30 protein-coding genes and 1 tRNA gene are annotated in these 26085 nt (G+C 61.4%); 22 read left to right on the top strand and 9 right to left on the bottom strand.

Annotated elements, in window-relative coordinates; all coding sequences use genetic code 11:
* The first annotated feature begins 129 nt into the window (after positions 1-129).
* The 18 genes from FJ222_06720 (at position 130) to dnaB (ending at position 13346) form a co-directional block, all read left to right on the top strand.
* Entirely contained in the window at positions 130-360 is a 231-nt protein-coding gene (locus tag FJ222_06720) for a hypothetical protein (GenBank protein ID MBM4164116.1), read from the top strand.
* A gap of 32 nt (positions 361-392) precedes the next feature.
* Complete coding sequence (locus FJ222_06715) at positions 393-644, top strand: hypothetical protein (GenBank protein ID MBM4164115.1); 252 nt, start codon at positions 393-395, stop codon at positions 642-644.
* 192 nt (positions 645-836) lie between these two features.
* Positions 837-2003: an ATP-binding protein gene (locus tag FJ222_06710; GenBank protein ID MBM4164114.1), complete on the top strand. Its 1167-nt coding sequence runs from the start codon at positions 837-839 to the stop codon at positions 2001-2003.
* 547 nt (positions 2004-2550) lie between these two features.
* Positions 2551-3765 carry an ATP-binding protein gene (locus FJ222_06705; GenBank protein MBM4164113.1) on the top strand — a complete coding sequence of 405 codons (1215 nt, stop codon included), beginning with the start codon at positions 2551-2553 and terminating at the stop codon, positions 3763-3765.
* 278 nt (positions 3766-4043) lie between these two features.
* Entirely contained in the window at positions 4044-4715 is a 672-nt protein-coding gene (locus FJ222_06700; protein MBM4164112.1) for a sugar transferase, read from the top strand.
* Between the two features lie 173 nt (positions 4716-4888).
* Positions 4889-5167 carry a hypothetical protein gene (locus FJ222_06695; GenBank protein ID MBM4164111.1) on the top strand — a complete coding sequence of 93 codons (279 nt, stop codon included), beginning with the start codon at positions 4889-4891 and terminating at the stop codon, positions 5165-5167.
* On the top strand, positions 5164-5565 hold the full coding sequence (locus FJ222_06690; protein MBM4164110.1) for a putative toxin-antitoxin system toxin component, PIN family: 402 nt from the start codon (positions 5164-5166) through the stop codon (positions 5563-5565). The genes FJ222_06695 and FJ222_06690 overlap by 4 nt, the downstream gene beginning before the upstream one ends.
* Before the next feature lie 21 nt (positions 5566-5586).
* Positions 5587-6840, top strand: a complete 1254-nt coding sequence (locus FJ222_06685; GenBank protein ID MBM4164109.1) for a glycosyltransferase family 4 protein — start codon at positions 5587-5589, stop codon at positions 6838-6840.
* 14 nt (positions 6841-6854) lie between these two features.
* Positions 6855-7811, top strand: a complete 957-nt coding sequence (ispE, locus tag FJ222_06680) for a 4-(cytidine 5'-diphospho)-2-C-methyl-D-erythritol kinase (GenBank protein ID MBM4164108.1) — start codon at positions 6855-6857, stop codon at positions 7809-7811.
* Positions 7768-7841, top strand: a tRNA-Gln gene (locus FJ222_06675). The genes ispE and FJ222_06675 overlap by 44 nt, the downstream gene beginning before the upstream one ends.
* Before the next feature lie 63 nt (positions 7842-7904).
* The gene (locus FJ222_06670) at positions 7905-8831 is read left to right on the top strand and encodes a ribose-phosphate pyrophosphokinase (protein MBM4164107.1); all 927 of its coding nucleotides are present in this window, start codon (positions 7905-7907) and stop codon (positions 8829-8831) included.
* Positions 8832-8875: 44 nt separating this feature from the next.
* The gene (locus tag FJ222_06665; protein ID MBM4164106.1) at positions 8876-9574 is read left to right on the top strand and encodes a 50S ribosomal protein L25; all 699 of its coding nucleotides are present in this window, start codon (positions 8876-8878) and stop codon (positions 9572-9574) included.
* The gene (locus FJ222_06660) at positions 9571-10209 is read left to right on the top strand and encodes an aminoacyl-tRNA hydrolase (GenBank protein MBM4164105.1); all 639 of its coding nucleotides are present in this window, start codon (positions 9571-9573) and stop codon (positions 10207-10209) included. Before FJ222_06665 ends, FJ222_06660 begins: the two co-directional genes overlap by 4 nt.
* Positions 10210-10211: 2 nt before the next feature.
* Positions 10212-10622, top strand: coding sequence for a 30S ribosomal protein S6 (locus FJ222_06655; protein ID MBM4164104.1), 411 nt, complete (start codon positions 10212-10214; stop codon positions 10620-10622).
* A gap of 24 nt (positions 10623-10646) precedes the next feature.
* Positions 10647-11117, top strand: coding sequence for a single-stranded DNA-binding protein (gene ssb, locus FJ222_06650; protein ID MBM4164103.1), 471 nt, complete (start codon positions 10647-10649; stop codon positions 11115-11117).
* Between the two features lie 36 nt (positions 11118-11153).
* A complete protein-coding gene (rpsR, locus tag FJ222_06645) occupies positions 11154-11408 on the top strand; it encodes a 30S ribosomal protein S18 (GenBank protein MBM4164102.1) in 255 nt (84 codons plus the stop codon).
* A gap of 21 nt (positions 11409-11429) precedes the next feature.
* A complete protein-coding gene (locus tag FJ222_06640; protein ID MBM4164101.1) occupies positions 11430-11879 on the top strand; it encodes a 50S ribosomal protein L9 in 450 nt (149 codons plus the stop codon).
* A 3-nt stretch (positions 11880-11882) separates the two neighbouring features.
* The gene (dnaB, locus tag FJ222_06635; protein ID MBM4164100.1) at positions 11883-13346 is read left to right on the top strand and encodes a replicative DNA helicase; all 1464 of its coding nucleotides are present in this window, start codon (positions 11883-11885) and stop codon (positions 13344-13346) included.
* 35 nt (positions 13347-13381) lie between these two features.
* Here the strand turns inward: dnaB and FJ222_06630 are convergent, their stop codons facing one another.
* From FJ222_06630 to FJ222_06620, 3 genes are read right to left on the bottom strand one after another with little or no spacing between them, the layout of a single operon-like run.
* On the bottom strand, positions 13382-14281 hold the full coding sequence (locus tag FJ222_06630; protein MBM4164099.1) for an Hsp33 family molecular chaperone HslO: 900 nt from the start codon (positions 14279-14281) through the stop codon (positions 13382-13384).
* 59 nt (positions 14282-14340) lie between these two features.
* The gene (locus FJ222_06625) at positions 14341-16545 is read right to left on the bottom strand and encodes a hypothetical protein (protein MBM4164098.1); all 2205 of its coding nucleotides are present in this window, start codon (positions 16543-16545) and stop codon (positions 14341-14343) included.
* A complete protein-coding gene (locus FJ222_06620; GenBank protein ID MBM4164097.1) occupies positions 16542-18467 on the bottom strand; it encodes a DUF1679 domain-containing protein in 1926 nt (641 codons plus the stop codon). Before FJ222_06620 ends, FJ222_06625 begins: the two co-directional genes overlap by 4 nt.
* Positions 18468-18682: 215 nt before the next feature.
* On the opposite strand from FJ222_06620, the gene FJ222_06615 reads away from it, so the two are divergent.
* Complete coding sequence (locus tag FJ222_06615) at positions 18683-19165, top strand: hypothetical protein (protein MBM4164096.1); 483 nt, start codon at positions 18683-18685, stop codon at positions 19163-19165.
* 575 nt (positions 19166-19740) lie between these two features.
* On the opposite strand, the gene FJ222_06610 is transcribed toward FJ222_06615, so the two are convergent.
* Complete coding sequence (locus FJ222_06610; protein ID MBM4164095.1) at positions 19741-20280, bottom strand: hypothetical protein; 540 nt, start codon at positions 20278-20280, stop codon at positions 19741-19743.
* A 337-nt stretch (positions 20281-20617) separates the two neighbouring features.
* Between FJ222_06610 and FJ222_06605 the strand changes: the two genes are divergently transcribed.
* Entirely contained in the window at positions 20618-21415 is a 798-nt protein-coding gene (locus FJ222_06605) for a hypothetical protein (protein ID MBM4164094.1), read from the top strand.
* Positions 21416-21622: a hypothetical protein gene (locus FJ222_06600; GenBank protein ID MBM4164093.1), complete on the top strand. Its 207-nt coding sequence runs from the start codon at positions 21416-21418 to the stop codon at positions 21620-21622.
* A 236-nt stretch (positions 21623-21858) separates the two neighbouring features.
* On the opposite strand, the gene FJ222_06595 is transcribed toward FJ222_06600, so the two are convergent.
* Together FJ222_06595 and FJ222_06590 are read right to left on the bottom strand one after the other, a co-directional pair.
* The gene (locus FJ222_06595) at positions 21859-22509 is read right to left on the bottom strand and encodes a hypothetical protein (GenBank protein ID MBM4164092.1); all 651 of its coding nucleotides are present in this window, start codon (positions 22507-22509) and stop codon (positions 21859-21861) included.
* 9 nt (positions 22510-22518) lie between these two features.
* On the bottom strand, positions 22519-23820 hold the full coding sequence (locus FJ222_06590) for an ATP-binding protein (protein MBM4164091.1): 1302 nt from the start codon (positions 23818-23820) through the stop codon (positions 22519-22521).
* A 115-nt stretch (positions 23821-23935) separates the two neighbouring features.
* On the opposite strand from FJ222_06590, the gene FJ222_06585 reads away from it, so the two are divergent.
* Entirely contained in the window at positions 23936-24157 is a 222-nt protein-coding gene (locus FJ222_06585; GenBank protein ID MBM4164090.1) for a hypothetical protein, read from the top strand.
* A 147-nt stretch (positions 24158-24304) separates the two neighbouring features.
* Here FJ222_06585 and FJ222_06580 read toward each other — a convergent pair whose 3' ends face one another.
* The 3 genes from FJ222_06580 to FJ222_06570 form a co-directional block, all read right to left on the bottom strand.
* Positions 24305-24925, bottom strand: a complete 621-nt coding sequence (locus tag FJ222_06580; GenBank protein MBM4164089.1) for an ImmA/IrrE family metallo-endopeptidase — start codon at positions 24923-24925, stop codon at positions 24305-24307.
* Complete coding sequence (locus tag FJ222_06575) at positions 24922-25302, bottom strand: helix-turn-helix transcriptional regulator (protein ID MBM4164088.1); 381 nt, start codon at positions 25300-25302, stop codon at positions 24922-24924. The genes FJ222_06580 and FJ222_06575 overlap by 4 nt, the downstream gene beginning before the upstream one ends.
* 300 nt (positions 25303-25602) lie before the next feature.
* Positions 25603-25938, bottom strand: coding sequence for a hypothetical protein (locus tag FJ222_06570; protein MBM4164087.1), 336 nt, complete (start codon positions 25936-25938; stop codon positions 25603-25605).
* Between the last annotated feature and the right edge of the window lie 147 nt (positions 25939-26085).

Here is a 26085-nt window from a genome sequence, read left to right as displayed (position 1 = left end):
TTTGCGGGCGCGGGGCGCTTGGCGGCGCCGTCGACTTGTGTTGTTATTCATGCGCCTGTAGGTTACAGGCGTTCGGCCGCCCGGTCAGCATTTTTTGTCCGTGGGCTGAGCCTATGGGATGCTAGTGATTTGGATCTGTGTTTTCTGATACGTGACCACTTTTCCATCCAGAGAATCAGTCGCGAAGCGCAGCGCTTGTTTGGCGACAGTTTCTCAGACCGTCTTTTCCGCGGGCAGCTCGCCTACCACAAGGACATCGACTACGCGGAAGAGGTGGATTACATGCCGGGATGCGCGGTCGCTGCCGAGACCGTGAAGGCGTTCCTGATCGATCGGGCGCTGGAGGGCGTGGTTGACTAGCGCCCGCGCGACCACGGTGTGTCAGCAAGACCATGCGCATCACACTCATAACCGTCTGCTACAACAGCGTCCCGGTGATCCGCACGGCGATGGAATCCGTGTTCGCGCAGACGTGGACGGAGATCGAGTATCTGGTAAAGAGCACGAAGGGGTGGCGCAGCAACCTGCTGCTGAACCGGGAGATCGTGCGGGGCAATCGTGAAAACGGGGTATATACGAACCTGGCGATGCTGATGCCGAAGTATGCGTTCAAGGTGTGGGAGTTTTGGGGGAGAAAAAGCTGAAACGCTGCAAGCTGAAAGAGGGAATGAAGAGAAACGCTGAAAGCTGAGATCAACGCACAACGTTCACCCACATCCCCACACACCCACACACATCCCCCACAAGCCCGGAAGCGCCTAAAGAACAGCTTAGGCGTTTTTAGGCTCTGAATATTTACCATTGACATGGTATAAAAGTCATGTAAAAATGCCATCATGTATACCAGATTACTAAAAAAACCGATCTTGCTGGATAGAAGTTTCTTCCTTTTTGGTCCGCGCGGGACAGGTAAAACAACCTGGCTGAATGAGCATTTCGGGTCCGCAATGGGTGCTCTGCGCATCGATCTTTTGAACGGTGACCTCTATACGGAACTGTTGGCACGTCCGCATCGGATTGATACGTTGATCGGAACGAATCATTCAGGTTGGGTCGTTCTGGATGAGGTTCAACGGGTACCTGCTCTGTTAAATGAGGTGCATCGGCTGATCGAAAGCAGAGGCCTTCGGTTTGTTCTCACGGGGTCAAGCGCAAGAAGCCTTCGGAAGAAAGGGGTGAATCTCCTGGGTGGGCGCGCACTGACGTTCTACATGCATCCGTTGGTAGCAGAAGAATTAGGCGCGGAATTCAACCTGGACAGGGCTCTGCGGTTTGGACAACTTCCTTCAGTGCCAGGGAATCCGGATCCGCACCAGTACCTGAAGTCGTATGTGCAGTCCTATTTGCGTGAGGAGGTTCAGCAGGAGGGGCTTGCTCGTAATTTGGCCAATTTCACACGCTTTCTCGAAATCGCCAGTTTCTCCCAAGGGTCCCCCGTCAATGTAGCCGAAATTGCTCGTGAGACGGGGGTTGATCGAAAGGTTGTGGATAGTTATTTTGGTATTCTGGATGACCTGATGATCGGTATTCGCTTGCCGGTGTTCACCAAGAGAGCCAAGAGAAGGTTAATTGCGCATCCGAAGTTCTATTTCTTTGATGCGGGTGTCTATCGCGCGATACGTCCGAGGGGCCCGCTCGATACCCCGGAAGAGGCTGAGGGCGCTGCACTTGAAACGCTCTTTTTACAAGAGCTGCGCGCCATCAATGATGCATTGGGACTGGAGTACGAGCTTTCCTATTGGCGGACTGCGGACGGACATGAGGTTGATTTCGTTCTGTATGGTCCAGGCGGGCTCTATGGAATAGAGGTCAAGCGTTCCAGTCGGTATACGCGCGCGGATCTCAAAGGGTTGCGAGCCTTTAAGGCTGATTATCCGATGGCGAAGGTTTTCCTCTTTTATGGAGGGGAGCATGTTCGACAGGAGGAGGGTGTTCAGATACTGCCCCTGACTTACGCCTTGACTCATCTCAGCCAGATAGTAAAGGGAGAAGAGAAAGGCTGAAAAGCTGAAAGCTGAAAGGCGCTGGCGCGAGGGCGGGCAGGAGGAGAAAATCTGAAATCTGAAAGAGAATAATTTCATAGATTGACCTATAATAGATTATAGGCGCGCTAAGGTGATGTGAGGGAGCGAGGTTGAGGGATTTTTTGCCCGCGAATCTCCGCGAATGAAGAACGGCTGGCATTTTTTTTGACGCTGATCGCTAATAAATGCCCGCCGCAGCTTTCGGGTGGGGTGAGAGGGTATGGGTTGGGTTTTTAGCGATCAGCGTGAAGAAAACACAACCCAACTCCCATTCGCGTAGATTAGCGGGTAAACAAAGGGTTATGAAGAGAACCTATTGGAGAGAATGTGTGAGTGTGTGGGTGCGGAATGCGCGAGGCGTCAGGTAGGGCGACGGCGTCCCGCCGCGCCGCAGGCAAAAGAGAATGAAGGGAAAAGCTGAAAGTCAGCCGCGCGGCGGGCTTTCAGCTTTCTGCTACCGCTGACCAGAATGAATAATGCTATCGTTTGGTTTGACTAAAATGAGTAATGGTATATAATAGTCAACATGATTTCACGCACACTTAGTTCGATCGCTTTTTCGGGGGACTGGGGCCGCCAGATGCGGTTTATCAGCGGACCCCGGCAATGCGGCAAAACGACCTTGGCACGGGCGCAATTGCGGTCAACGGGTTGTGCGGCGCTCTACTATCTGTGGGATCTTCGGAGTGTGCGACAGCGGTACAAGGCAGATGAGCTGTTCTTCACGGCTGATTTTCCGATGTCTGTCTCTGAGCCTTGGGTCTGCTTGGACGAGATCCACAAGATGCCGCAATGGAAGAATATTCTCAAAGGGCTTTTTGACAGTGTCTCCGATCAGTGTCGATTGATGGTCACAGGGTCGGCCAAATTGAATATTCTGCGGCGCGCGGGTGATAGTCTTGCCGGGCGATATTTTACTTTTCACCTTTTGCCGGTCACGTTGGCCGAATTTACAGGGAATCCAGCGACACCGGCCGTATGCCCGGATTCAGCCGAGGAATATGTCGGTCAGCGGATGGATTCCAAGCCAGCTAACCTGGAGGCTTTGGAGCAGTTGCTTCAGTTTAGCGGCTTTCCAGAACCGCTCTTGAATGCTCGCGCGCCTTTTCATCGCAAATGGGCGGGTGATTACATCGATACCGTCATTCGCGAGGATATTGGGTCGCTGACCCGGATCATTGACCGGGAACATCTGCACGATCTTTATCACCTGCTACCCGAAATGGTTGGAAGTCCGCTGTCCGTTGCCTCGCTGGCCGGCCACCTGCAGGTCAGTCCCGTGACGGTGAAAAACTATCTGCGACGGTTGGATGATTTTTATCTGACCTTCTCCTTGCGTCCCTATTCGCGCAACATCAAGCGCTCGTTGCTCAAAGCGCCAAAATTCTACCTGCATGACTGGACAAGGATTGCCGATGCGGCGCTTCGTTTTGAGAACTTTGTGGCCTGTGAGTTGCTGGCCCGTCGGCGATTGTGGGCCGATAAAACAGGCCGAAAGTTCGATCTGTTTTATGTACGGAACAAGCAAAAGGAGGAGACGGATTTTTTAATCACACGCGATAACGTTCCCTGGTTGCTGGTAGAGGTTAAATTATCGGACCAACCGGTTGAGAAGCATCATCTGGCAACGGCAACGGCACTTGGCAATATACCCGTGATTCAGGTTTGCCGTCAGCCCGATGTCGCGCGGGTGCAGCGAGAGCGGGTGTTTTGCCTCTCGGCGCAGCGACTTTTTGCGTGAGCGGACGGCGTCCCGCCGAAGAGAAAAGCAGAAAACGGAAAGCTGAAAGACGCTGACGCGAGGGATCAGAAAACGCGCGAAGCGAGGTAGGGCGACGGCGTCCCGCCGCGCCGCAGGCAATAAGGAATGAAGAGAGAGAAAGCTGAAAATGAACGCACAACGTTCACCCACCCACCCACCCACCCACAAACCCGGAAGCGCCGTTATATAACCCTCGCCTTTTCCAGGCGGGGGTTTTGTTCTATAATGGCGGCAACGAGTGACGAGGAGGGCCGGTCATGTATCACGGTGTCAAACGAATTTTGGACGTTGTCTTGTCGGCGCTGGCGCTGCTGATGCTGGCGCCGCTGCTGATTCCGGTCTGTATCGGACTGCTGCTCACCGGCGAGCACTATGTGTTCTACCTTCAGGAGCGGATCGGACGGCACAACCGGAAATTCGGCATCTGGAAATTTGCGACGATGCTGAAGAATAGTCCGAATCTGGCCGGGGGATTGCATACGACGCGGCGCGATCCGCGTCTGATGCCGCTGGGGCACTTTCTGCGGCAGACCAAGATCAACGAGCTGCCCCAGTTGATCAACATCCTGTTGGGCGACATGTCCATCGTCGGTCCGCGGCCGCTGGTGGACAAGACCTTTGACCCCTATCCCGAGCACGTCAAGCGGGTGATCTACAACGTGCGGCCGGGTCTGACGGGGATCGGCTCGATCGTCTTTCGCGACGAGGAGCGGCTCCTCTCCGAGTCGGGGATGTCGGCGGACGCGTTTTACGCGACGCACATCGCGCCGGCCAAGGGCGAACTGGAACTGTGGTACCAGCGGCACCTGTCGCTGCGGACCGACTGTCTGATCATCTTCCTCACCGCCTGGGTGATCGTGTTTCCCACGAGCCGGCTGCTGCGCCGGGTGTTCCGCGATCTGCCGAAGATCGAGGTGCCGGGATTGTGAGAGAAAAGCTGAAAAGCTGAAACGCTGAACCGCGCTGGCGCGAGGGCGGGCAGGAAGAGATAAGAAGGAACGGGGTTCAATTTCCGTTTTCAGCATTTTAGCGTTTCAGCTTTTTTTTGTGTTGACGGCGTGTCCATTAAGAGATATCGTGAGGACACAAAGAGGAGACACTTATGAGCTATCTGACTGTCAAAGACCTCAAGCAAACACGCAATCTGTGGCGGCAACTGAGTGCGGAACGCGAATTGGTCATTACCCGCGACGGAATACCGTGTGCGATTCTCGTCGAGGTGAATGCCGAGTCTTGCGATGAGTCGCTCGCCGAGATCCGGCGCGGACTGTTTTCATCCGCCGTTTCACGGATCAGGCGAAAGGCAATGGTTCAGCCCATTTCGACCGAAGAGGTGGATGCCGCCATAGCTGAAAGCCGTAAAATGCGTGGTCGCGCATGAAAGCCGTGGTTGACACCAATGTCCTGGTCTCCGGTATCATCAACATGCAACATGCGCCCGGACGCATTGTGGACAGAATACGCGCCAAGGTTCTGAAATTGGTTGTGGATGACCGTATTCTGGCCGAGTACCAGTCGGTTCTCCTGGGCAAACGATTGCGCAAATGGGTCGCCGAAGAGGATGCGCGCGATCTCATCGCGTTTCTTTCTCTCGATGCGGATCGCATCGCACCCACCGTGCATGTGGAGGGGCTGCCTGATCCAGGCGATGTCCCTTTTTTGGAAGTGGCCCTGACGGCCAATGTGCCCCTGGTGACGGGCAACCTCAAACATTTTCCGTGGCGTCTCTGTCACGGGCACAGCATCGTCTCGCCAGCCGATTTCATACGCGAAATCTAGCAGAAAGCTGGAAGAGAAAAATTGAAAGCGGAAAGCAGAAAACTGAAGCCACACGCCATACTCTGGCTCCATCAGTATTTCTCCACGCCGAAGGGGTGGGGTGCGGTGCGGACGCACGCCCTGGGGCGGCGCCTGGTTCAGGCGGGGCACGCGGTGGACGTGGTGTGCGGCGGCGGGTATGACGGGTCGTTGAAGCGGACCGGCTATAGGCCTGTGGCGGTGGACGGGATGCGGGTGTTCGTGAGCGGCACGGCGTATCGTCCGCACATGGGGTTCGCGCGGCGGATCGTGTCGTTCCTGAGCTTCCTGGTCTTTGCACTGGCGTTTGTCGTGCGGCGGGGGCGGCGGTATGATGTGATCATCGCCTCGAGCGGTCCGCTGACGCTGGCGCTGCCCGCGCTGGCGGGTCACGGGCTGTATCGGAAGCCCTTCGTCTTCGAGGTGATTGATGTCTGGCCCGACTCGGCGATCGCGGCGGGGGTGTTGCGCAACCCGGCGCTGAAGTGGATCAGCTTCAAGCTGGAGGCGCTGGCGTATCGCCATGCGGCGGCGGTCGTGACCTGTTCGACGGGGATGACGGAGCGGGTGAAAAGAAAATTGGAACATCAGGGATCTGTGCGCCCCGCGCTGCTGACGATCCCCAATGGCTGCGACCTGGAGCAGTTCGTTCCGGACGAGGCGCGCAGGCGCGCGATGCGGCAGCGTCTGGGCGTGGGGGAGGGGGATCTGGTCGCGATTTATGCGGGTGCGATGGGGGTGAGCAACGCGGTGGGCGATCTGGCCGATGCGGTCGCGAGGACAGCGGCGGACGGAAAGGTCGTCTGGTGGTTTGCGGGCGACGGGCCGGAGGCGGAGACGCTCAGGCGCGTGGTCCGCGCCGGGCGGGGGAGATGGTTCGGGCCATTGCCCCGGGAGGAGCTGGTTGGGTTGTATCTGGCGGCGGATGTGAATGTGGTGACGTTCCGGAGCGAACCGCTGTTTTATGAAAACTCCCCGAACAAGTTCTTTGATGGGATCGCGGCGGGCTTGCCGGCGGTCTTCAATCGGACGACGTGGCTGGAGCCGTGGCTGGCGGAATACGACTGCGGCCTGATTTGCGGCACCGAGACGCCGGGGGCGTGGATGGCCGAGGCCTTACGGGATCTGGCTGCGGACGGACTGCGGCTGCAGCGGATGAAGCGCGGGGCGCGGAGGCTGGCGGAAGAGGTCTTCAACCGCGAGGAGCAGGCGAAGCGGTATCTGGAGGTGCTGGAGAGCTGCCTCATTCGCTCTTGACCTCACGGGGTGAAATGGGGTATACCCCCGCGTTCATGTTCACGCGGGAACCAGATTTGGAGGTCCGGGCACCGGCCAAGGTCAATCTGACGCTGGAAATTCTAGGTCGGCGGCCGGATGGATACCACGAATTGCGCAGCATCCTGATGCCGATCGGGGTGTGCGACGATCTGGCCTTTTGGCGGACGGAGGACGGGCGGGTCGAGACGGTCGTGGAGGCCGAGGCGGGGGTGAGCCTGGCGGCGATGGGCGACCCCGAAGAAAATCTGGCGACGCGCATGGCGCGGCTGTTGCAGGCCGAATTCCGCATCGGAATGGGCGTGCGAATCCGGATCCGCAAGCGGATTCCGGTCGGCGGGGGGCTGGGCGGGGGGAGCGCCGATGCGGCCGGCACGCTGGTCGGGCTCAATGCGCTGTGGCGGCTCGGCCTGCCGCACCGGGCGATGCTCGATCTGGGGGCTCGTCTGGGCAGCGACATCCCGGCGCTGGTGCATGGCGGCGCCGTGGTCATGGAGGGTCGCGGCGAGCGGATCAGTCCGATGGATCTCCCCGACGGGGGTGCGAAATCCCGCTTCTGGCTGGTCGTGGCGAACCCCGGAATCGTCTCGCCGACGGCTGAGATTTACCGTCTTCATAATGGGAGCTTGACGATTCGACCCGATTTCTTCCATAATACCCTTCTTTCGATCCGGGCTGGTGACGTGAGTGCGGCTTCCCGGTATTTGTACAACGGTTTGCAGCCCGTGGTGTTCAAGCACTTCCCGGCAACGCAGGACTTGGCCGTGAGGCTGCGTGCGGCGGGTGCGTTGGGTGTGCTCGTGTCAGGTAGTGGCGCGTCGGTATTCGCGCTGGTGCGTGATCGGGAGCACGGCGACGCGGTGCGTGAGCGCCTTGGTTGTGGATTTTGGAGCGTAGTGACGACAACACTGCCCGATGGTGTAATGGCAGCACATGGGCCTTTGGAGCCTTGAGTCCTGGTTCGAATCCAGGTCGGGCAACCAAACAAGGCGGAGATGCAGACCGTGAGAAATGGGTGTGACAACGTGAGCGCGGGGGCGACCGACATGCGGATTTTTTCCGGAACGGCCAATCCGGCTTTGGCCGAGCGGATCGCGGTCTGCCTGCAGACCGACCTCGGCGCGGTCGACATCCGCCGTTTTCCGGATGGCGAGACCTTCGTCAAGATCCAGGACAACATCCGGGGCAAGGATGTGTTTGTCGTCCAGTCGGTGTGCCGGCCGCCCAACGAGATGCTCATGGAGTTGCTGATCATGATTGACGCGATGCAGCGGGCCTCCGCGGCGCGCATCACCGCCGTCCTGCCGTATTTCGGCTACGCCCGCCAGGACCGCAAGGATCAGCCCCGCGTGCCGATCACGGCCAAGCTGGTGGCCAACTTGCTGGTGGCGGCGGGCGCGAACCGCGTGCTGGCGATGGACCTGCACTCCCAGCAAATTCAGGGATTCTTTGATATTCCGGTGGACCACCTGTACGCCGCGCCGATCATGGTGAAGTATCTGCGCGAGAAAAGGCTGAGCAAGCCGCTTGTCGTGAGCCCCGATACCGGTGGGGTGAAAGTGGCTTACGCCTATTCGCAGATGCTGGGCACGGGCCTCGCTATCGTTGCGAAGCAGCGTCTGGGTCCAACGGAGGTGGATGCCTTCAGCGTTGTCGGCAACGTGGAAGGCTGCGACGTGATCCTGGTCGACGACCTGGCAACGACGTGCGGCACGTTGTGTGCGGCCGCGAAAATCCTCAAGGAGCATGGCGCGGCGAGCGTCCGCGCCGCCGTGACGCACGGCACCCTGACGGAGCAGGGCCTGCAGCGGCTGAAGAACTCGTGCATCGAGGAGCTGGTGGTGACGGACACGGTGCCGATGATCGAAAGTGATGGCTTTCCGGTTACGGTCCTTTCGGTTGCCGAACTGCTCGGCGAGGCCATCATGCGCATCCACAACGACCAATCCGTCAGCTCGCTGTTCCGCCTGTAGGCCGGGGCGGGAGGCGCGATCAGAGACAGACTACGCATAAAGGAATGACTATGGCGAAAGAAATCAGAATGAAGGCGGCTGTGAGGCCGGAATTGGGTACCACCGCGGCGCGCCGGTTGCGCCGCACCGGGGTCTTGCCGGCGGCCGTCAAACGCCTCTCGGGCGCTTCGGAGTCCGTCGGGCTGGACGCGCACGCGTTTGAGAACACGATGCGCCATCACTCCGGCGACACGCTGCTGGTCACGCTGGACCTGGGCGGCACGGAGGTGCCGACGCTGTTGCGCGAGGTGCAGCACGATGTCATCAGCGGGCTGGCGATCCACGCCGATTTTGGCGAGATCTCGCTGACGAAGAAGCTCCGGGTGTCGATCCTGCTCAAGCTGGTCGGCGAGGCCGATGGCGTGAAGAATGGCGGCGGTATTCTGGAGCAGACGCTGCGGCATGTGGAAATCGAGTGCCTGCCGGCCGATCTCGTCGAATCCGTCGATGTTGACGTGTCGGCGCTGAAGCTGGGTCAGGCGCTGACGGTCGGCGCGCTCACGCTCGGCCCGGCATTCACGATGCTGACGCACGCCAATATTTCGGTGGCCACGGTGGTCGCGCCGGTGGCCGAAGAGGTGGCGGCGGCGGTCGAGGGTGCTGAAGAGGCGGGCGCCGAGCCGACGGTCATCGCCAAGGGTAAGAAGGAGGAAGCCGATGCGGCGGCCGGAGCCGACAAGAAGGCTCCGGAGAAGAAGGGATGATGGCTGGCGCGCCCCAGTCCAGGCGATGCGTGAAAGTGATTGCCGGTTTGGGCAACCCCGGTCGGGAATACGAGCAGACGCCGCATAATGTCGGTTTCGACGTTGTGGAGGCGCTGTGCGGGCGGTTCGCGGCGGAGTGGCACACGAGCCGGCGGTTTCAGGCGCGGATCGCCAAGACGGCGCAGGCGGGGGAGACGGTTCTGCTGGTGCAACCGCTGACGTACATGAATCTGAGCGGGTCCAGTGTCGCGCCGATTCTTCGCTACCATGGCGGCACCGCCGACGATCTGATCATCGTCGCGGATGACGCCGATCTGCCGCTCGGTCGGTTGAGGGTGAAGCCCTCGGGCGGGAGCGGCGGCCACCGTGGACTGGCCTCGGTCATCGAGGCGATCGGCACCGAGGCCTTCACGCGCGTCCGGTTGGGCGTGGGGCGTGATGGCAGTGGCGGGCTGGTGAGCCATGTGCTGGGTCGATTCGACGGCGCAAGCCTCGGTCAGGCCCGGAAGACGATCGAGACGGCCGCAGAAGCGGTGTGCTGCCTCCTGGCGGAGGGGGTGGCAGAGGCGATGAACCGGTACAATGGCTGGCGTGCCGAGGAAGCACAGCCGGCAGAGAGTGTTAAAGGATTGTGAGCATGAATAAGTACGACGGGCTTTACATCTTCGCCGGCTTGGCGAAGGACGCGAATCTGGATACGTTGGTTGGCCAGGTGCAGGGGGAGGTCACCCGGTTGCACGGCGCCATCCTCAAGACCGAGGTGCTGGGCAGGCGGACGTTCTCGCGTCCCATGCACAAGCAGGAGAACGGCACGTATGTGCGCATCCGCTTCGAGCTGGCGCCCGAGCACGTTCAGGCCCTGATCGCGCGCTATCACCTGATGGAAGAGGTGTTTCGCGTGCAGATTCTGGCCGTGGATGAGCGTCGCGAGGCGGTGCTTATCGAGCAGGCCGCGAAGTTCCGGGCGCGCGAGGCCGCCCGTCAGGCCGCCGCCGATGAGGCCGCCGCCGCCGCCGGACAGGCGTCCATGGCTGCGCGCGAAGCGTAAAGGCAGGACGAGGGGAGGCCGGGCATGGCATCGTTCAATAAAGTCATTCTGATGGGGAACCTGACGCGCGACCCTGAGATGAAGCAGGCGCCGTCGGGCAACGCCGTGGCCGATTTTCGCCTCGCGGTCTCGGATCGCTACCGCGACAAGCAGACGGGCGAGACCAAGGAAGTGACCTGTTATGTGGACGTGGTCGCCTGGGCCCGCCAGGCCGAGATCTGCCAGCAATACCTGGCGAAGGGCCGTCCCGTCCTGGTGGAGGGGCGGCTGCAATATGACGAATGGAAGACCAAGGAGGGGGAGAACCGCAGCAAACTGCGGGTCCGGGCGGACAGCATCCGCCTCCTCTCTCAGCCCGGCACCCGTGAGGCTGCAGGTGCCTCAGCAGGCAATCCGCCGGCCGCCGCCGCTGCCACCCCTGCCGCCGCCCGCGCGAAACTCGCGGACGATGTGCCCCCGGAATCGGCGGGCGACACCGACGACCTCCCCTTTTAACCGACACAAGCACGAACAAGACGAAGGAGTCTGATCATGGCCTTCAAGAGAAACACCGAGAAGCGAAACGATAAGAACGACCGGAACGATCCCGCTGGCGGACCCCGCAAACGGGCGCGCTATTTGGATCCCAACACGATTGTCGACCGGGACGATACCGATTTCCTCCGCCGGTTTGTCACCGAGCATGGCAAGATTATCCCCGCGCGCATCACGGGCGTCACGGCGATGCAGCAGCGGGAAATCAAACGCGGCGTGCGCCGCGCCCGCACCATGGGATTGTTGGCGTAAGCCTGGAAGGATGCGAATACAATGGCTACCGAAGTTTTATTGATGGCGGATGTTCCCAACCTGGGCAAAGCGGGTGACGTGGTGAAGGTCGCGGATGGCTACGCGCGCAATTATCTGCAGCCGCAGGATCTGGCCGCGCCTGTGACCCAGGCCTCGCTGCGCCGCCTGGACAAGCTGCGCAAGGAGCGCGAAGAGCTCTCCCGTATCCAGAAGGCCGAGGCGTCGGCCAAGGCTGGCAAGCTGAAGGGGCTGGTGCTGACGATCACCGCGAAGACCACCGACGGCCAGCGGCTGTACGGCTCGGTGACGACGGCGGACCTCGCCGCCCAGATCGAGGCGCAGGGCGTCAGCGTCGACCGCAGCCAGATCGTCCTGGCCGAGTCGATCAAGGAAATCGGCACGTACACGATCGACATCAAGCTGCATGCCGAGGTCACGGCGACCATCACGGTCAGCGTCGTCGAGGGCTAGGCCATGGCACACGGATCCGTCACGACTGCGGCGGCGCCCGCGCTGCGGGTGCCGCCGCACAATGCGGAGGCCGAGCGTGGCGTGCTGGGATCCATCCTGCTGGATTCGACCCGGGTGATGGATCTGTGTATGGCCCAGGGGCTGCTCCCCGAGTCGTTCCATGTGCCCCAGAATCGGACGCTGTTCTCGATTCTTCTGGAAATGCAGCGTGCCAATGCGGTGATCGACATGATCACCGTCAGCGAGCGGTTGCGGGCATCCGGGCTGCTGCAGAGCCCCGGCGGGCCGGCGCTGATTGAGGCGCTCGTTGACCAGACCCCCACCTCGGCCCATGCCGAGTATTACATCGAGCTGGTTCACCAGAAGCACCTGTTGCGCTGCATCATCGATTGCGCGCGCGAAGCGGAATCGGCCTGCTACGAAAACCGGCAGAGCGCCGATCTGGTGCTGAGCGGAACCGAGCAGGCGTTTCTCAACATCACCGACCGGCAGCGGGGCTTTGTCGGCGCCTGGCCCAAGGCGGTGAACGACACCGTCGCCCACATCTCCAAGCTGCTCGATCTCGGCCCCGGAGGCATCTCGGGGCTGCCCACCGGCCTGCACAATCTCGACGCCAAAACCCGCGGGCTGCGTGCGGGCGAGATGATCGTCCTGGCGGCGCGCCCGTCGATGGGCAAAACCTCCCTGGCGATGAATATCGCCGAGTGCGTCGCGCTGGGGCAGGATATCAACGGCCGCCCGCTGGTGGGCGACCATGCGCGGCCCCATCCGGTCGCGGTGTTTAGTCTGGAAATGTCTCAGGATGCGCTGGCGCTCAGGATGCTCTGCGGCCGGGCCGGCGTCTCGTCCTACAAGATCGAGAGCGGCATGGTCAGCGCCAAGAGCGTCGGCGACGAGATCACGCGCGCCGCCTCGAAACTCTCCAAGGCGCCGCTGTATGTGGACGACACTGGCGGGCTTGATGTGATGGAGATGCGCGCGCGGGCCCGGCGGATGAAGAAGAAATACAACATCGAGCTGGTTGTGATCGACTACCTGCAATTGCTCAACTGCCGCGATGTCGCCCGGCAGGGGCGTCAGCAGGAGACTGCGGCCGTCTCGGCCAATCTCAAGGCCATGGCCAAGGAGCTGAAAATCCCGGTGATCGTCCTCTCGCAGCTCAGCCGCGCGCCCGAGCAGCGGAGAGACAAGAATGAACGGCCCAAGCTTTCGGACTTGCGCGATTCGGGTGCCATCGAACAGGATGCCGATGTGGCGCTCCTCCTCCGCCGCCCGTGCCGAAACCCCAACGACGATGAGTACGAGGACAAGCTTCTGGCGATCGTCGACGTCGCCAAGCACCGCAACGGACCCACCGGTGAGGTGCGCCTCAATTTCAACGAAACGTTGACGCGCTTTTACGACCGCGCCCCTGACCACAGCGCTGGCGCCGACGCCGAACCCGACCGTGAAGACTCCGGCCCCTGATCCGTGCCGGTAAAGCGTCCGTTGCTCGGCTACCCTTAACCGCCACTCTTACTCGGCTTGTCCTTCAGAATCGCCTCGATCCGGCTGACGGGCACCTCGTACCCTTTGCCGCACATGTGGCAGTAAATCTGGGTGGGATGGGCGGCGCGCACGAGTTCGGCAATCTCGCCGGCCGTGAGCGCGCCGAGCAGGGATTCGACCCGTTCGAGGGAGCAGCGGCAGCGGAACGCGAGCGGCCGGGGCGGATCCAGTCGGATGTCGGCGAGGCCGACCGTCTCGCACCAGTCCTTGGCCGAACTGCCGCACTCGAGCGCCTCCAATGCGGTTCCGTCGGCGACCAGAGCGGTGATCCGGGCGAATTCGCGCGGATCGCCGTCAGGCAGGCGCTCGACCAGGATTCCGCGGGCCAGATCGACCGAGCCCCCGTACTCCAGCGAGGCGATCTGAACGACTGAGGGACGCTGCAGGGAGCGGGCGAGATACCCCTCGACAGCAGCCAGCGGCGATGCGGGCGAGATCATGAACGCCGCCTGACTGATCATCCGCCCCGGCACGGAGCGGATGATCTGCACGTCGCCGCGTTCGCCAAACGCATCCTCGGAAACGTGATCGTCGCGCCCGTCAAACGCATCGAGCACCTTGACGTTGGTGTAGCCCCGGAGCGCCCCGTCGGCGGCCATCTCGACCAGCAGCCCCTGCAGCGGCCCCGACAGTTGCATCCGCAGCACGATTGTCTCGTCCGGGGCGTTGAGGTCGGCGCCGAGCAGCGCGACGGCCGTCAGCGCCTCCGCCAGAGCCAGGCCCGCCGTCGGTCCGGAGAGGTGGTTCTGCTCCAGCGCCCGGGACGAATCGGTCACCTCGGCATAAACCAGACGCACCTTCGCCCCGGGTGAAAATCCTGTGGTCAGCAAATCAGATGACTTCGGCATGATCATGCGCACCCTCCACTCCCCAGGCTCCGGCAACGGTGTTGCGGAAGCGCGTGTCCAGGGTTTTAAATTCCGTTTCCATTGAGCAGATCGATCTGCCAGTCGTCAACCTGCGGCAGCGTCGTGCGGGGGGCGGCGGGCGCGGTCTCTTTCGGGACACCGGGCGACGGCGTTCCTGTCTGCGCGGCCCCGAGCGCCTCGATCCGCTCCACCAGCATCTCCTTGAGCACATCCATGCGGCGCGCCTGCCGCTCCAGCGACCACAGGGTGAACGCCCATTTTGCCTTGAAATTGTACACCCGGCGCAATTCGGGGTCAAAGGCGTCATACTGCTCCCGCCGACGGACGTAAATCCAGTGCATCTCGCGCGTTTTGCTCGCGAACCCGTTGAAGAAACGCTCGCCGACCTCGCCGAGCGAAATTGAGCCCCGGTGCTCGCTCCAGAATGCAACCACGACCTCCGCAAACCGCCCCATGTAGAAATCGAACAGTTCCGTGAGATTCGCATTCGACCAGTCGGTGTTGGGCCAGCCCATCGCCCCGCGGATGGAGCAGAAGAGGACGCGGATCGGCATTTCGCGCAGCATGTTGACGTCATAGCCGAACTCGATGATTTCCTTGCCCTCGCCGAACCGGCAGGATCGCGTCTCGGGCAGGTAGCGCTTCATCACGAGCGTCTGCGCGGCCGCGCTCCCCATCAGGGCCGCCACCGCGAGTATGGCGTCGGGGTTTTCGATGCCATCGGAACCGCCCTCATCGGCCGGCATCAGGAACCGGTTCCGCGGGATTGTTCCGAAAGGGTCGCCTTGGCACCGGTTGCGGATGAAGTAATTCACGTCCCGAGCGCTGTGCGCGTCGTGGCGCGCGAGCATGTGATACGTGCACAGGTGTATGCCCAGGCTTTTGTAAGCGGCGACGCGCGCCAGCATATAACTGCCGTAGCCGGGCATGGTGTGGGCCAGGCGTTTCTCGATCAGCCGCATCGGAATCGGCATCCGGTTGGTCTTGTACACGATTTCGCGGGTTTCCCCGAAGCCGAGCGCCTGGGCCACCTTGACGCGCACCTCGTAGATATTGACGTGTTCGATGGTCTCGCCATGGCTCAGCCCGGACTGGAGATACTCCAGAATGGCGCGCGACCGGTTGTCCGTGAGCGTATGGATGTCGGGCCGGCCGCCCCGGTACGTCGCCCCCGGGAGCGCGGTGCGGCGGTCGTCAAACGCCGACACGACCTCGTCGGGCGTGCCGAGGTAGACCTCCCCGGTGAGATGGCGGTACATGGTCTCGACAAAGGCGTCGCTGGCGTCATCCGAGAGCTGCGGGTCGTCGAGCGAGCGGCGGAACAGGTCGTCAATTCGCCGGATTCCCGCCTCGATGTCCGCCGTGCTCAGCCGGTTTAGCGTGATCCCCTCGAGCAGATTCTCCATCTGCGGCAGGATCGCGGTCTCGGCCGTTCCCGGACGCATGCCGAACAATTCGATCTCGTGATGGCCGTGGAATTTTTCGAGCCGGGTGTTGGATGCGCGCAAGCCTTCGGGAACTGCCACCAGCTCCCGGATCCCGGCGAGAAAGTCGCTATAGTCGGTCGTTACCCACTCGGCGAGCTGGTGAAAGTCCCGGTAGGAGAGGAAATGGACGCCGCGGGCGCTGTGGTAGAATTGGAGGCGGGTCGTCAGGCGGGACCGGCTGCTCCTGAGCGCCAGATCCATCTCCTGGCGCGTCCACGCCAGCGGCCGGATCCGCCACTCCTGCCCCTGCTTGCGGTAGTGGGCCAGCGTCGAGTCGGTGCGCTCGGCCATCACGATGGTGTCAATCGGCACGCCCAGCGTCTGGAGCCAGGCATCCGCGTCGATCAGTTTCGCGTCCGGGACATCGCGCTGCGACAGCTCGAACGTGTCGCCCACAATGTTGCAGCACACGAGTTCCCGCTGCAACAGCGCGCTGCGCTTTTTCTGCGGCACACGGCCCAGATTCCAGAACTGGCCGTTGAGCAGGGGCAGCGCCGCGACGCTGTGGTTGCCCTTGGTCAGGGTGAAGATGTAGCCCGGCGCGCCGGGAATCAGCGCCGCCTTGCGGACGATCAGGACCGGGTCGCGCTCCGCGCGCGACAGGAGGCTCCAGACGCCTTTCTCAAAGACAAAGGTGTCGCAGCCCCAGTCATAGGCGAGGAACGTGCGGTCGCTTCCCAGCGCGCGGACGCAGACGGCCTCCGGCTTGCACCGGGCCTCGCGTCGCACACGCGTGATAAAGCTCCAGACCAGGTTCGTCAAACAACCGCTCCCTTTCTGCTGTCCGTTCTCTTCGCGCGCTCCCGATCCGCAATGCGGCTGAGCAACCCGGCCAGCGTCCGCAGACCGCAGGTCTGCGCCTGTTCTTCCGCAAGCGCCAGGGCCGTCGGAATGTGCCGCGCAAACGGCAATCCCATCGCGTCCAACCGCGCAAAGGCGCCGAGCGCTTGCAGCAACCGTTGCACGGCCGCCCAGGAAAAAACGTCGAGAACGCGGGTGTCGCCGGAGAGGATAGCATAACGGCGCAGCAGAAGCGAGCGCGCAGAATCGTCCAGTGCCACATAGGGGTCGCACAGGAGCGAGGCGAGGTCATAAGCCGCAGGACCCAGACGCATCCCTTGGAAATCAATCAGCGCGATCCGCGTGCCTCGGAAGAGAATGTTGCTGGACTGGAGATCCCGGTGAACCACGACGTGCGGCACCCCCGCCAGCCGGCGTGAAAGCGTTTCCAAATCCTCCCGGACCGCCCCGCCGATTCCCTCCAGGCCGTGCCGCCCCTGGACGAGCTGGTGTTCGAAGAGATCGTGCTCCCAGCCGTACACCACCGCGTCGAAGGCGGGTTCCATCGCGGTGCCGCGCAGTCGCGCCAGGACCGTGGCACGCGTGTGCAGCGCCGCTGTTGCCCGAAGCGCCGGTTCGTACAGCGCCTCAGGGTCGGCTCCGGCCCGATGCATGCGCTGGAGCAGCGAGCGGTCGCCCCAGTCTTCCAGGACCACGGTGTCGGCGTCGGACAGATCGGCCAGCACGCGCGGGACCGGCACGCCCGCCTCGGCCAGCAACGCCGCATGACCCGCATAGCGGGCGTTTTCGGGACGTTCGCGCGAAGCAATCACCACGATGGCGCCGGGTCCGTCACCGGGGGGCATGAGCCGCCAGAAGCGCCGGGCCGAGCCCCGCCTGCCGAGAAAAACCGCCGCCGCGTCCGGCCATCCGAGCGCCTCCAGCACGCGCGGCATCACCGCCTCGCCGCAGGCCGTCGCCGGGACGACGACGCCATCGGCGACCGGCCGCGTCACCACCGCCTGTTGGACCACGCTGTGTCGCACACGTCCGCCGGGGCCGATTTCGGCGCCGGGGAGCAGCACGCTTCCGGGCGCCCGGAGACCCCGGCCGGTCAGGTCGCAGCAGAACGAACGCGAGGGTGTCGGATACGTGTCGAGGGTCGGATCATAGGCCGCGCCAGCCGGATGACTCCGAGCGGCCAGATGCTTGAGGTCGCCGTGCGCCTGCAGATACCGCTCGGCGGTGCCGGCATCGCACCAGTAGCTCTTCGCAATCCGCACGCCCGCCACGGACCGCCCGGCGGCCTGCGCCCGTTCGTAGGCCTCAACAATGGAGAACGTTTTCGTGTCGGGGAAGAAATCGAACAGGGCGGGGGAGACGAGCTGCACGCCGCAGAAGGTGGCCGTGCCCGGGCTCTGCGGGGCGGGGCTTCGGTAGGTCTCAATATCGCCGCGCGGCCCGCAGGCCACCGTGCGCGGCCCCCGTCGGGGGTCCAGCCAGGCCGCCGCAATCCGTCCGCGCGCGTCAAAGGCCGTGACGAGCGGTGTCAGGTCGGCGTGCCAGACAATGTCGCCGTTCACCAGCCAGAACGGCGCATCGCCCAGCCAGTCCTGCAGCGGACGCAAAGCCCCGCCCGTTCCCAGAATCTCCGGCTCCGGCGAAAATCGGATGGCCGCCGGTCCGCGCCGGCCGCGCAGAGCGGCCTGCAAGGGCTCAGCCATCCAATGGAGGTTGACCGCTACTTCGCGCACGCCGGCAGCCTCCAGCGCCCGGAGGGTGCGCTCAAGCAAGGACACGCCCCACATCGGCAGCAGCGGCTTGGGCATCCGTTCCGTCAGCGGCCGCAGCCGTTCTCCAAACCCTGCGGCCAGAACAACCGCCTGCTCAATTTTTTTCTGCACAGGAACATCTCGAAATGGTGGGCCCAGCAGGACTCGAACCTGCGACCCATGGGATTGTTAGTCCCGTTAAAAACTAGGTTTTTACTGGGCTTTTTTTACTGTGGTGACATTCTGCCCATACTTGCTGCCATCAACAGGGACCAGCATAGCACAGGGGGAAACGATGGGAAAGCATAGAGGCAGACATAGGGTCAAGACGGTGTTCTTCGACGGGATTGCCGTCCGGTGAAGTCGAGTGTTGGGAAGAGGCCGCTGCGCGCTACCTGTGTGAGATGCGCAAGTCGAACAGGCGTTCCGTCTCCGTCGAGGACAAGGAGGTGCGGTTTGACGTGCTCAATACGGTGTTGAACGATGCGCCGCCGCTTACGCTGGAGAAGGTCGATATCGTGGGGGCTGTTAAGACGCTGACCGAGGCGCGGGGCTGGTCGGAGTTGACGGCCTCGAAGTATGAGAAGGTTGGTCTGACCCTGCTTCGATTCGTGCGAGGCGAGGGCAAGCGGATGCACACCCGCGACGAGGCGCCGCCGACGACGTGGGGTGCCGGCATCGTGGCTCAGTTGATGCACACCGCTGAGACCGTGGCGCCCGAGGCCGTGGCGGCGCTGGCGGTCATGGCCTTCGCAGGCATCCGTCCGAACGAAGCCTTGCGGCTACTGACTGGCCGAACGACGTGCTGCGGCACACGGCCGCGACGATGATGTATGCCAAGAGCGGCGACGTGAATCACGTTTGCCAGCAACTCGGGCACGTCGGCGGCGCGAATGTGTTTTTGAAACACTACCGCGGCCTGGCACCGAAACCGGCAGAGGTCGAAGCGTTCTGGAAAATCGTCAGTCACGCATGATCGCCCGCGATGGCGCTGACGGCGTTTGTGCGCCGGGCGGCATAGCCGGCGAACGGCGGGGATCGTGCGGTGTGAAAGCAAAGAGCCTCGGCAGACGCCGGGGCTCTTTGCGTTACGGCAGGCGCAGGGCCGCGCGACCGGATGACGGCGCAAGGGGAGGGGATGCGAAACCCGCCGCGGCAGAGGCGCTTCAATTACGCCGGAGACGCGGCGGGGTTGATAGAGAGAGGGCGCAAGGGGGGGTAGACACAGATTCACGGTCACCGAGAGCTTTCGAGTCCCTCGATCATTGATTGGAGCAGGGCACGCGCAATATGAAACTTACCTTGGCATGACGTCTTCGCAAGCGTGCTGGCCAACGGACAGTCGCTCGAACTTATTTCTCTTGCCGTGGCGGACAACCGGGCCAGAAGGCTGGCGGTCGGCACGTCAATCGGGTGTCGTAAGTTGGCGCAGGAATTTGTCATAGAGTCGTTTCGCTGTCTCCGAACGGCGTTCCTCATCATTCGCCAAGAGGTCTGCATAAATAAGCAAGGGGTGCACGCAATCCTGGGGAAGGTCCGCCAAGTCACGGTGCCAGCGGGAGATCAAGGCATCCCCCCAAAACGGCGCGAGCACTTCGACATTCCCATCCGGATCGGGTTGAAGACCGGCGCGCACGACCCACTCATCAGGCAATGCTCGGGTGTAAATAGTAACCTGTTCGGGGCTCAGGTGGCGGGTCAGACGAGCGCCGGCGACATCCCCGCCCCACCAGGCGTTCGGCGGCAGGCGGGGCATGTGCTCCCAGTCGCGGACGCTGGCGACGCGATACCGATGGTGGATCAGCCGGTGGCGGAGGCGCGCCAAATAGTCCGTGGCCCACCGCTCAATGAGGCGTTCGCGCTCCACAAGCCGCCGCACGTCATCATCATCGAGCAGGAAGCCCATGGATCGCAGATGGACGAGCACGTTACCGACAGACCCCATCGCGACACCGGCCAAGACCCCAAGGGACGGACCTTCCGTACCTCCTGATGGGCGAAACGGCGGAAAGATAAACGGGAACGCGCCTGAAAAAGGCGGATCGGCTGCCGGAGAACTGTTGGCGAATATCGGCACGTGGGCACTGATGCTGGCGCAGGGCGGCGATTGAAGGGGACAACGGGCTTGCGATGCAAGAGGTTAGACAAGGATTGCCTGTCCCCGCGATCTCCCGAGATCTCTGGCGAGCGCCTTGTCACCGAGCACGCCTCCCGATCACGCCACGTCATGTAAATATCCGAACTGGACAAAAAGTGTCCGGTTGTGATACTGTTATCTCGCCATGAGTACAGACGCTTCATTGAACGACTGGGTGGACGGCCTTGAAAAGTCCGGGCGGTATTGCTTTACCCTGGATGAAGCGCGCCAGGCGCTCCCCAAGAAAGCCGAAACCCTCGAAAAGGCGCTGCACCGGTTGCATGCCAAAGGACGTATTCATCGTGTGCGCAAGGGATTCTATGTGCTGGTTCCGCTGCAATACGCGTCCGCTGGCATTGTCCCGGCGGAATGGTTTATTGGCGATCTGATGGCGTATTTGGGGCAGCCTTTCTACATCGGGTGCCTGTCGGCGGCCGAACGCCATGGCGCCGCCCACCAGCGCCCGCAGGAACTGCAGGTGGTGGTGCCGGTTCACCTGCGCATCGTCCGCACGCCAGTCCTGCGCATCCGATTCCTGCGCTTTGCAGGCATGGCGGCGGCGGTGACCCAGCCGCTTCGGACGTATAGCGGCGACATTCCGCTTTCCAGCCCCGAATGGACGGCCATCGATCTGATCCGGTTCCAGAAGCACTATGGGAGCTTGGACGCCGCCGCCACGGTGCTGACCGAGTTGGCCGAATCCCTGGATGCCAGACGTCTGGCCGAGGCCGCGCGTCAGGAGCCCTGCACCGCGTTGCTCCAGCGTCTCGGCTGGATGCTCGACGCCTTGAAGTTCAAGTCCTTGACCGGACCTCTCCATGCCGAGGTGTCCCGCAGACACGCGGGGTACGTCTTGCTGAATTCAGCCCTGAAGGAACGCGCCGGGCCCCGCGAGGCGCGCTGGAATGTCATCGTCAATGAAGTGCCGGAGAGTGAACTGTGATTGCAGGAAGATCAGCGCATCACCGGGGACGAGTTCAGGACGAACCTGGCCGCAAAACTGGGGCACCCCGGATTTGCCGAGGACTGCGAGCCCTTGCTGCGGCCGGGCACGGTGTTCGATCCCGCAGCCGATTCGAAGCTGGTGGAAAAGCGGCTGCTATCGCTCCTGCCCCTCACGCAGCATTCCGGAAGATCGTCAATCGCGTGAAATCCCAAGGGACGGACCTGCCGTTCCTCCTGATGGGCGAAACGGCGGAAAGATAAACTGGAACGCGCCTGAAAAAGGCGGATCGGCTTCCGGAGAACTGTTGGCGAATATCGGCACGTGGGCGCTGATGCTGGCTCAGGGCGGCGATTGAAGGGACAACGGGCTTGCGGTGCAAGACCCCAGGGGACGGACCTAGACAAGGATTCCTTGTCCCCGAGCATTCCTGGCGTGCTCCATTATGGGACCAGTAAATCCGGGAAGGCGGCGTCGATCTGCTCGATAAGAAACCGGGCGAAACTTCGGAAGCGCGGATCGGCCGGCGGCGGGACGAGCGGTCTGGCGAGATTGGCTTTCAGGCGCGAGAGGGATTCGCGGGTGATGAAGTCGGGCGACAAATCGCCTTTGCGGTAACCGGGAAAAACGGAGTCATAGAGTTTCTTGTAGTCATTCGAGTGAAGCGGCGCGGCCACATGGGCCGGGTCAAAGGCGGAGTGCCAGCGTGCGATGGCGGCATCGTCCAGATGCAGTGCCAGAAAATCCTCGAAGTTGTGAAACGAGAAGACGAAGTCGGGAATGCCAGCGGGTTTGCCTAGATAACTCTCGCGATTCTTACGCTCGCGGGCTGAGCCTTTCCGTACGTAGATATCGTCGTCCACCCAGACCTCAATCGGGGGGTGCTTCTTGAGTTTAGATTGGTCTTTGTAGCATTTGACCACGTCTTTGTAAAAGCCGCCGCCCTGTTCTGATCCATCCCTACCAGAGGGAAGCAGGGGGATAAATCGCAGGGGCACAGGCCATGCCAACGTTTGGTTGTCCAGGAAGCTCTGCAGCCGTTGCAGGTAGGCGCGTTCCGAGCGGCCCTCGCAGACCATGATGAATGACGGCATGGGAGCTCCTCAGATGGCGGGGTGTGGGATGCCCGAATAGAAGCCATCCAGATACTGTTTGCGGAAGTTGGTCACGTTGCGCACGTCCAGGCCTTCCTCCTTAAAGTCAACCAAGCGCCGGACGAGCGTGCCGGCCGGGGGCGTCTTGCGGACAATGGCCACCTCGCCCAGGCGGAGAATGGAATTGTCGAGAATGTCCGTGTTGTGTGTGGTGAAAACGAGTTGAGCTCCTTCTTGATTGTAGCGCTTGTCCTTGAACATGCGGATCAGTTCCTTGACCAGTAATGGATGCAGCGAGTTTTCGAGTTCATCGACAAACAACGCTTTTCCGCCCTTGAGACAGGCGAGCATCACGCCGACCAAGCTCGCAACACGTTGCGTCCCCTCCGACTCTTCGGCCACGAAGCTGAACTCGACGGGCACCCCGCGCAGGTTGTTGTGGACGCTGCGGATATCCACCACCTCCACCTGTTTCTCGGCAGGCAGCATCCGGACGAGGCACCCTTTTGGCAGGGCGAGGTTCTCATCCGTTTGTGCAAACACGCTCTGACTGACGGAAATCGAACGGATGTCGATGTCCAGCATGCGGACAATCGCGACGATCTCAGCCAGGGCGGCTGTGCGGTCTCCGTCATGGAAGGGGCTCAGCAGATCCAACGCCTTAGGCAGCGGTATATCGTTGTCGGCGAGGACGACGAAGCCGGTGTCAATGGCGTCGAACATGCGTTTCAGATCGGCGTTCAGGCCGGCATAATTCTGAGCGACCCGCTTCAGGAAGCAGGTTGTCTGATGGCCCTTGCCGTCGGAACATTCGACGTCCAGAATGGATTGCAGGCGTTCCTGCGGATAGCCTTCCGCGCGGATGGCGGACGAGAAGACCCCTTTCTGGCCGTTGATGCCATAGAGCGGGGCGTCGTTCTTCGTCAAGGACTCCTGTCGAATTTCCACACCGTTGTATTCGAGCCGGTAGACGAACACGTCGCCACCGAGGATGGCGGTCAGCTCGAACAACGTGGTGTCCTGCTCATCATGGAGCTTGTTGGGCTCGAAGTACTCTGTGGCGGGGGTGTCCTTGCCTGTCACGGCACGCCGCAACGTGTGCATGGCTTTAACGATGTTGGTCTTGCCGGAGGCATTGGCGCCGAAGATGGCCAAGCAAGGCACCAAACGGTTATCGGAAGCACCGACATCCAGAAACGGCAGGGTGTCCCAGTTTTTGTAGCCATTGGGCGCCTTGCCTTCGGTGAAGCGGAAATCGAGGGTCATGTCGAGGATTGACCGGAAATTCTTGATTTTGAACTGCGCGATCATTTGTATAACGCCCTCCTTGCGTGTAAAAAGTGGGGTTCATTGTTTCATTTCGCGGCGTATCCGTCAACATAAACAATAAAACTGTTTATCTGTCATCGTTCGACCGGTGTTCCGCGTGGCCCAGGTCTTTGCTCAGCTCGGCGTCCAGGCGGCGGATGTAGGCGTTGATGGCGACCTTGCGGTTGAACTATTTTTCCGCCCGGAGTTGCTTCTGCAGCCGGGCGAGCTTGAGGCGGGTCTGGCGGACGCGGCTATCACGCTCCAGAAGGTCGGAGAAGGATTCGGTCTGGCGATGAAATCCCAAGGGACGGACCTTCCGTTTTTCTCAAGCGCGTGAAATCCAAGGGACGGACCTTCCGTGCCTCCTGATGGGCGAAACGGCGGAAAGATAAACTGGAACGCGCCTGAAAACGGCGGATCGGCTGCCGGAGAACTGTTGGCGACTATCGGCACGTGGGCGCTGATGCTGGCTCAGGACGGCGATTCACTCTAGTGGCCAAATGCGCTCATGATCGAAGCGTGTTTCGATCACTTGGGGATTTACGCCAAAATGTGGCGCGATTGATTTTGCGACAAACGCACGCGCACCTTCGATCTCACGCCAGCGTGGTTCGGCAGCGGACATGCGTTTTTGGACCGCGTCATATTCTGCTAACAGAATTTCGGACGGCACGAGAAACCGGCCGGCGAATTCGTTGGCTTGGTCTTCGATGCGGCCGCTGCGCCGATGGTCGAGTATCCACCGCTTGAACGTGACGAAGTCCGAAAAACTCACATCGGCCATGACTGCCTGATGCATGACATGGTGCCCCAACTCGTGAGCGATGGAAAAACGCAATCGCTTTTCACTCCAGCGGTCATGGCGATCCCATCCTTCCAACGCGTCCTTGTCCACGTATATCGCCTTCCCGCCCGGCACGATGGCGGCATCCATTTGCAGGTCCGCAAAAAGGTTGGGGATATCGATCACGTCGAAACCCAAGGCGACGTCAACGATATAGAGGACGTCGATGGGCGGCAGATTGTTGCCGACCAGCTCACGCGAGGCGCGAAACGCGTCGGCCTGCTTCCAAATCTCTTCGTTTTCAATGAAGGGTATATTCATGTCCGATCCGGCGAATGAGCTTCACGCACCCGCTCGATAAAGTCGTCGAGCTGTTCTTCCGTCAATTCCGCTCCGCGCACCGTACGCAGAAAGACCGGCAGTTTGCTGATGAGTGCCGCGTCGCTCATCACCTCTCGGGGAATATTCCCGCGACTGACCTCGGCCTGATACATGAAGTCGCGCCATGCGTCAGCGCCTTGTTCGAGTCCCAAAAACCGCGCCCACCGGGCCAACGTCGCCTCTTCCTTCGGGGGTGGGCTCACGTTCCGCTCGACCTTGCTCCAGTTGCTAGGGTCCAGTCCGTGCTCGTTGCAGAACTGCCGCAACGTCTTCTGTTGCGCAATTCGCATATTCTTGACCGTCTCTCCAAAGTTCATGACTATCGCCTCCTTAAGCGTTGTGGTTCACTATACACCACATGTGGTATGATGTCAACCACGATTCCTCACCAAAGGACAGTCTGAGATGTTTGTCCCCGAGATGTTATGTTGCTATCGAGATCCAAATCGGTATCGGGACCGAAATCGACGAGAAAGCAAGGAAATCGACCCCGATAGCGATTTCGATTTCGACTGTACGGATGTGCCATAATTAGAATTGCTGAATAGACACCGATTCCCTGAGAGAGTCCAGAGGTGTGACGGTGTTGTTAATCAGACCCCTACGAGACATTAAAGTCATAGTCCGTCTGAATCGATCAACACCCGTCCGTGGCCATGCTCCTCCAACCACCAGTAAGTGAAGTGTTTTGAGAGCCAACTGGCGGCTCGTTCCGTCGTCAAATACTGTATCGTCGAAGCATAGATGATTGGGATGCCGAACTTTGCCTCGATCGCGTCCAAGGTGCCGCAGACGGCGTTAGGGTGAACGTCGGAGGGTATGCCGAATTGCGCAAAGCCTCCTTTTACGTCCTCAAGCGTCGCCTCGATCAGAATGGCCTTCCACCGAAAGCTGGAGAGCCGGGCACAGGCCGAAAGAAAACGCTGACGGGAGACCACGGTGCAGGCCACCACGTCCGCGATGCTTTTGAGAACGCGCGCGCGACCGGCCAGTGCAACACTTAGGGTTTTGAAAACGGCCACGCGGTGAAGTACACTTCCTTCATGTGGTAAACATGAAAGGAGACAAAGTGTCTTACACGCGCGTGACCGGTGAACAGC

The sequence above is a fragment of the Lentisphaerota bacterium genome, from assembly GCA_016873675.1.
In the GTDB taxonomy this organism is placed as follows: domain Bacteria; phylum Verrucomicrobiota; class Kiritimatiellia; order RFP12; family JAAYNR01; genus VGWG01.
Note: the sequence above shows the minus strand (reverse complement) of the source record. Positions and strands in the feature narration are given on the sequence as shown.

Coding starts and splice junctions, on each gene's coding strand:
- FJ222_06715 (MBM4164115.1), top strand. CDS start 393: ATGCGCATCACACTCATAACCGTCTGCTACAACAGCGTCCCGGTGATC.
- FJ222_06710 (MBM4164114.1), top strand. CDS start 837: ATGTATACCAGATTACTAAAAAAACCGATCTTGCTGGATAGAAGTTTC.
- FJ222_06705 (MBM4164113.1), top strand. CDS start 2,551: ATGATTTCACGCACACTTAGTTCGATCGCTTTTTCGGGGGACTGGGGC.
- FJ222_06700 (MBM4164112.1), top strand. CDS start 4,044: ATGTATCACGGTGTCAAACGAATTTTGGACGTTGTCTTGTCGGCGCTG.
- FJ222_06695 (MBM4164111.1), top strand. CDS start 4,889: ATGAGCTATCTGACTGTCAAAGACCTCAAGCAAACACGCAATCTGTGG.
- FJ222_06690 (MBM4164110.1), top strand. CDS start 5,164: ATGAAAGCCGTGGTTGACACCAATGTCCTGGTCTCCGGTATCATCAAC.
- ispE (MBM4164108.1), top strand. CDS start 6,855: ATGGGGTATACCCCCGCGTTCATGTTCACGCGGGAACCAGATTTGGAG.
- FJ222_06670 (MBM4164107.1), top strand. CDS start 7,905: ATGCGGATTTTTTCCGGAACGGCCAATCCGGCTTTGGCCGAGCGGATC.
- FJ222_06665 (MBM4164106.1), top strand. CDS start 8,876: ATGACTATGGCGAAAGAAATCAGAATGAAGGCGGCTGTGAGGCCGGAA.
- FJ222_06660 (MBM4164105.1), top strand. CDS start 9,571: ATGATGGCTGGCGCGCCCCAGTCCAGGCGATGCGTGAAAGTGATTGCC.
- FJ222_06655 (MBM4164104.1), top strand. CDS start 10,212: ATGAATAAGTACGACGGGCTTTACATCTTCGCCGGCTTGGCGAAGGAC.
- ssb (MBM4164103.1), top strand. CDS start 10,647: ATGGCATCGTTCAATAAAGTCATTCTGATGGGGAACCTGACGCGCGAC.
- rpsR (MBM4164102.1), top strand. CDS start 11,154: ATGGCCTTCAAGAGAAACACCGAGAAGCGAAACGATAAGAACGACCGG.
- FJ222_06640 (MBM4164101.1), top strand. CDS start 11,430: ATGGCTACCGAAGTTTTATTGATGGCGGATGTTCCCAACCTGGGCAAA.
- dnaB (MBM4164100.1), top strand. CDS start 11,883: ATGGCACACGGATCCGTCACGACTGCGGCGGCGCCCGCGCTGCGGGTG.
- FJ222_06630 (MBM4164099.1), bottom strand. CDS start 14,281: ATGATCATGCCGAAGTCATCTGATTTGCTGACCACAGGATTTTCACCC.
- FJ222_06610 (MBM4164095.1), bottom strand. CDS start 20,280: ATGGGGTCTGTCGGTAACGTGCTCGTCCATCTGCGATCCATGGGCTTC.
- FJ222_06605 (MBM4164094.1), top strand. CDS start 20,618: ATGAGTACAGACGCTTCATTGAACGACTGGGTGGACGGCCTTGAAAAG.
- FJ222_06595 (MBM4164092.1), bottom strand. CDS start 22,509: ATGCCGTCATTCATCATGGTCTGCGAGGGCCGCTCGGAACGCGCCTAC.
- FJ222_06590 (MBM4164091.1), bottom strand. CDS start 23,820: ATGATCGCGCAGTTCAAAATCAAGAATTTCCGGTCAATCCTCGACATG.
- FJ222_06580 (MBM4164089.1), bottom strand. CDS start 24,925: ATGAATATACCCTTCATTGAAAACGAAGAGATTTGGAAGCAGGCCGAC.
- FJ222_06575 (MBM4164088.1), bottom strand. CDS start 25,302: ATGAACTTTGGAGAGACGGTCAAGAATATGCGAATTGCGCAACAGAAG.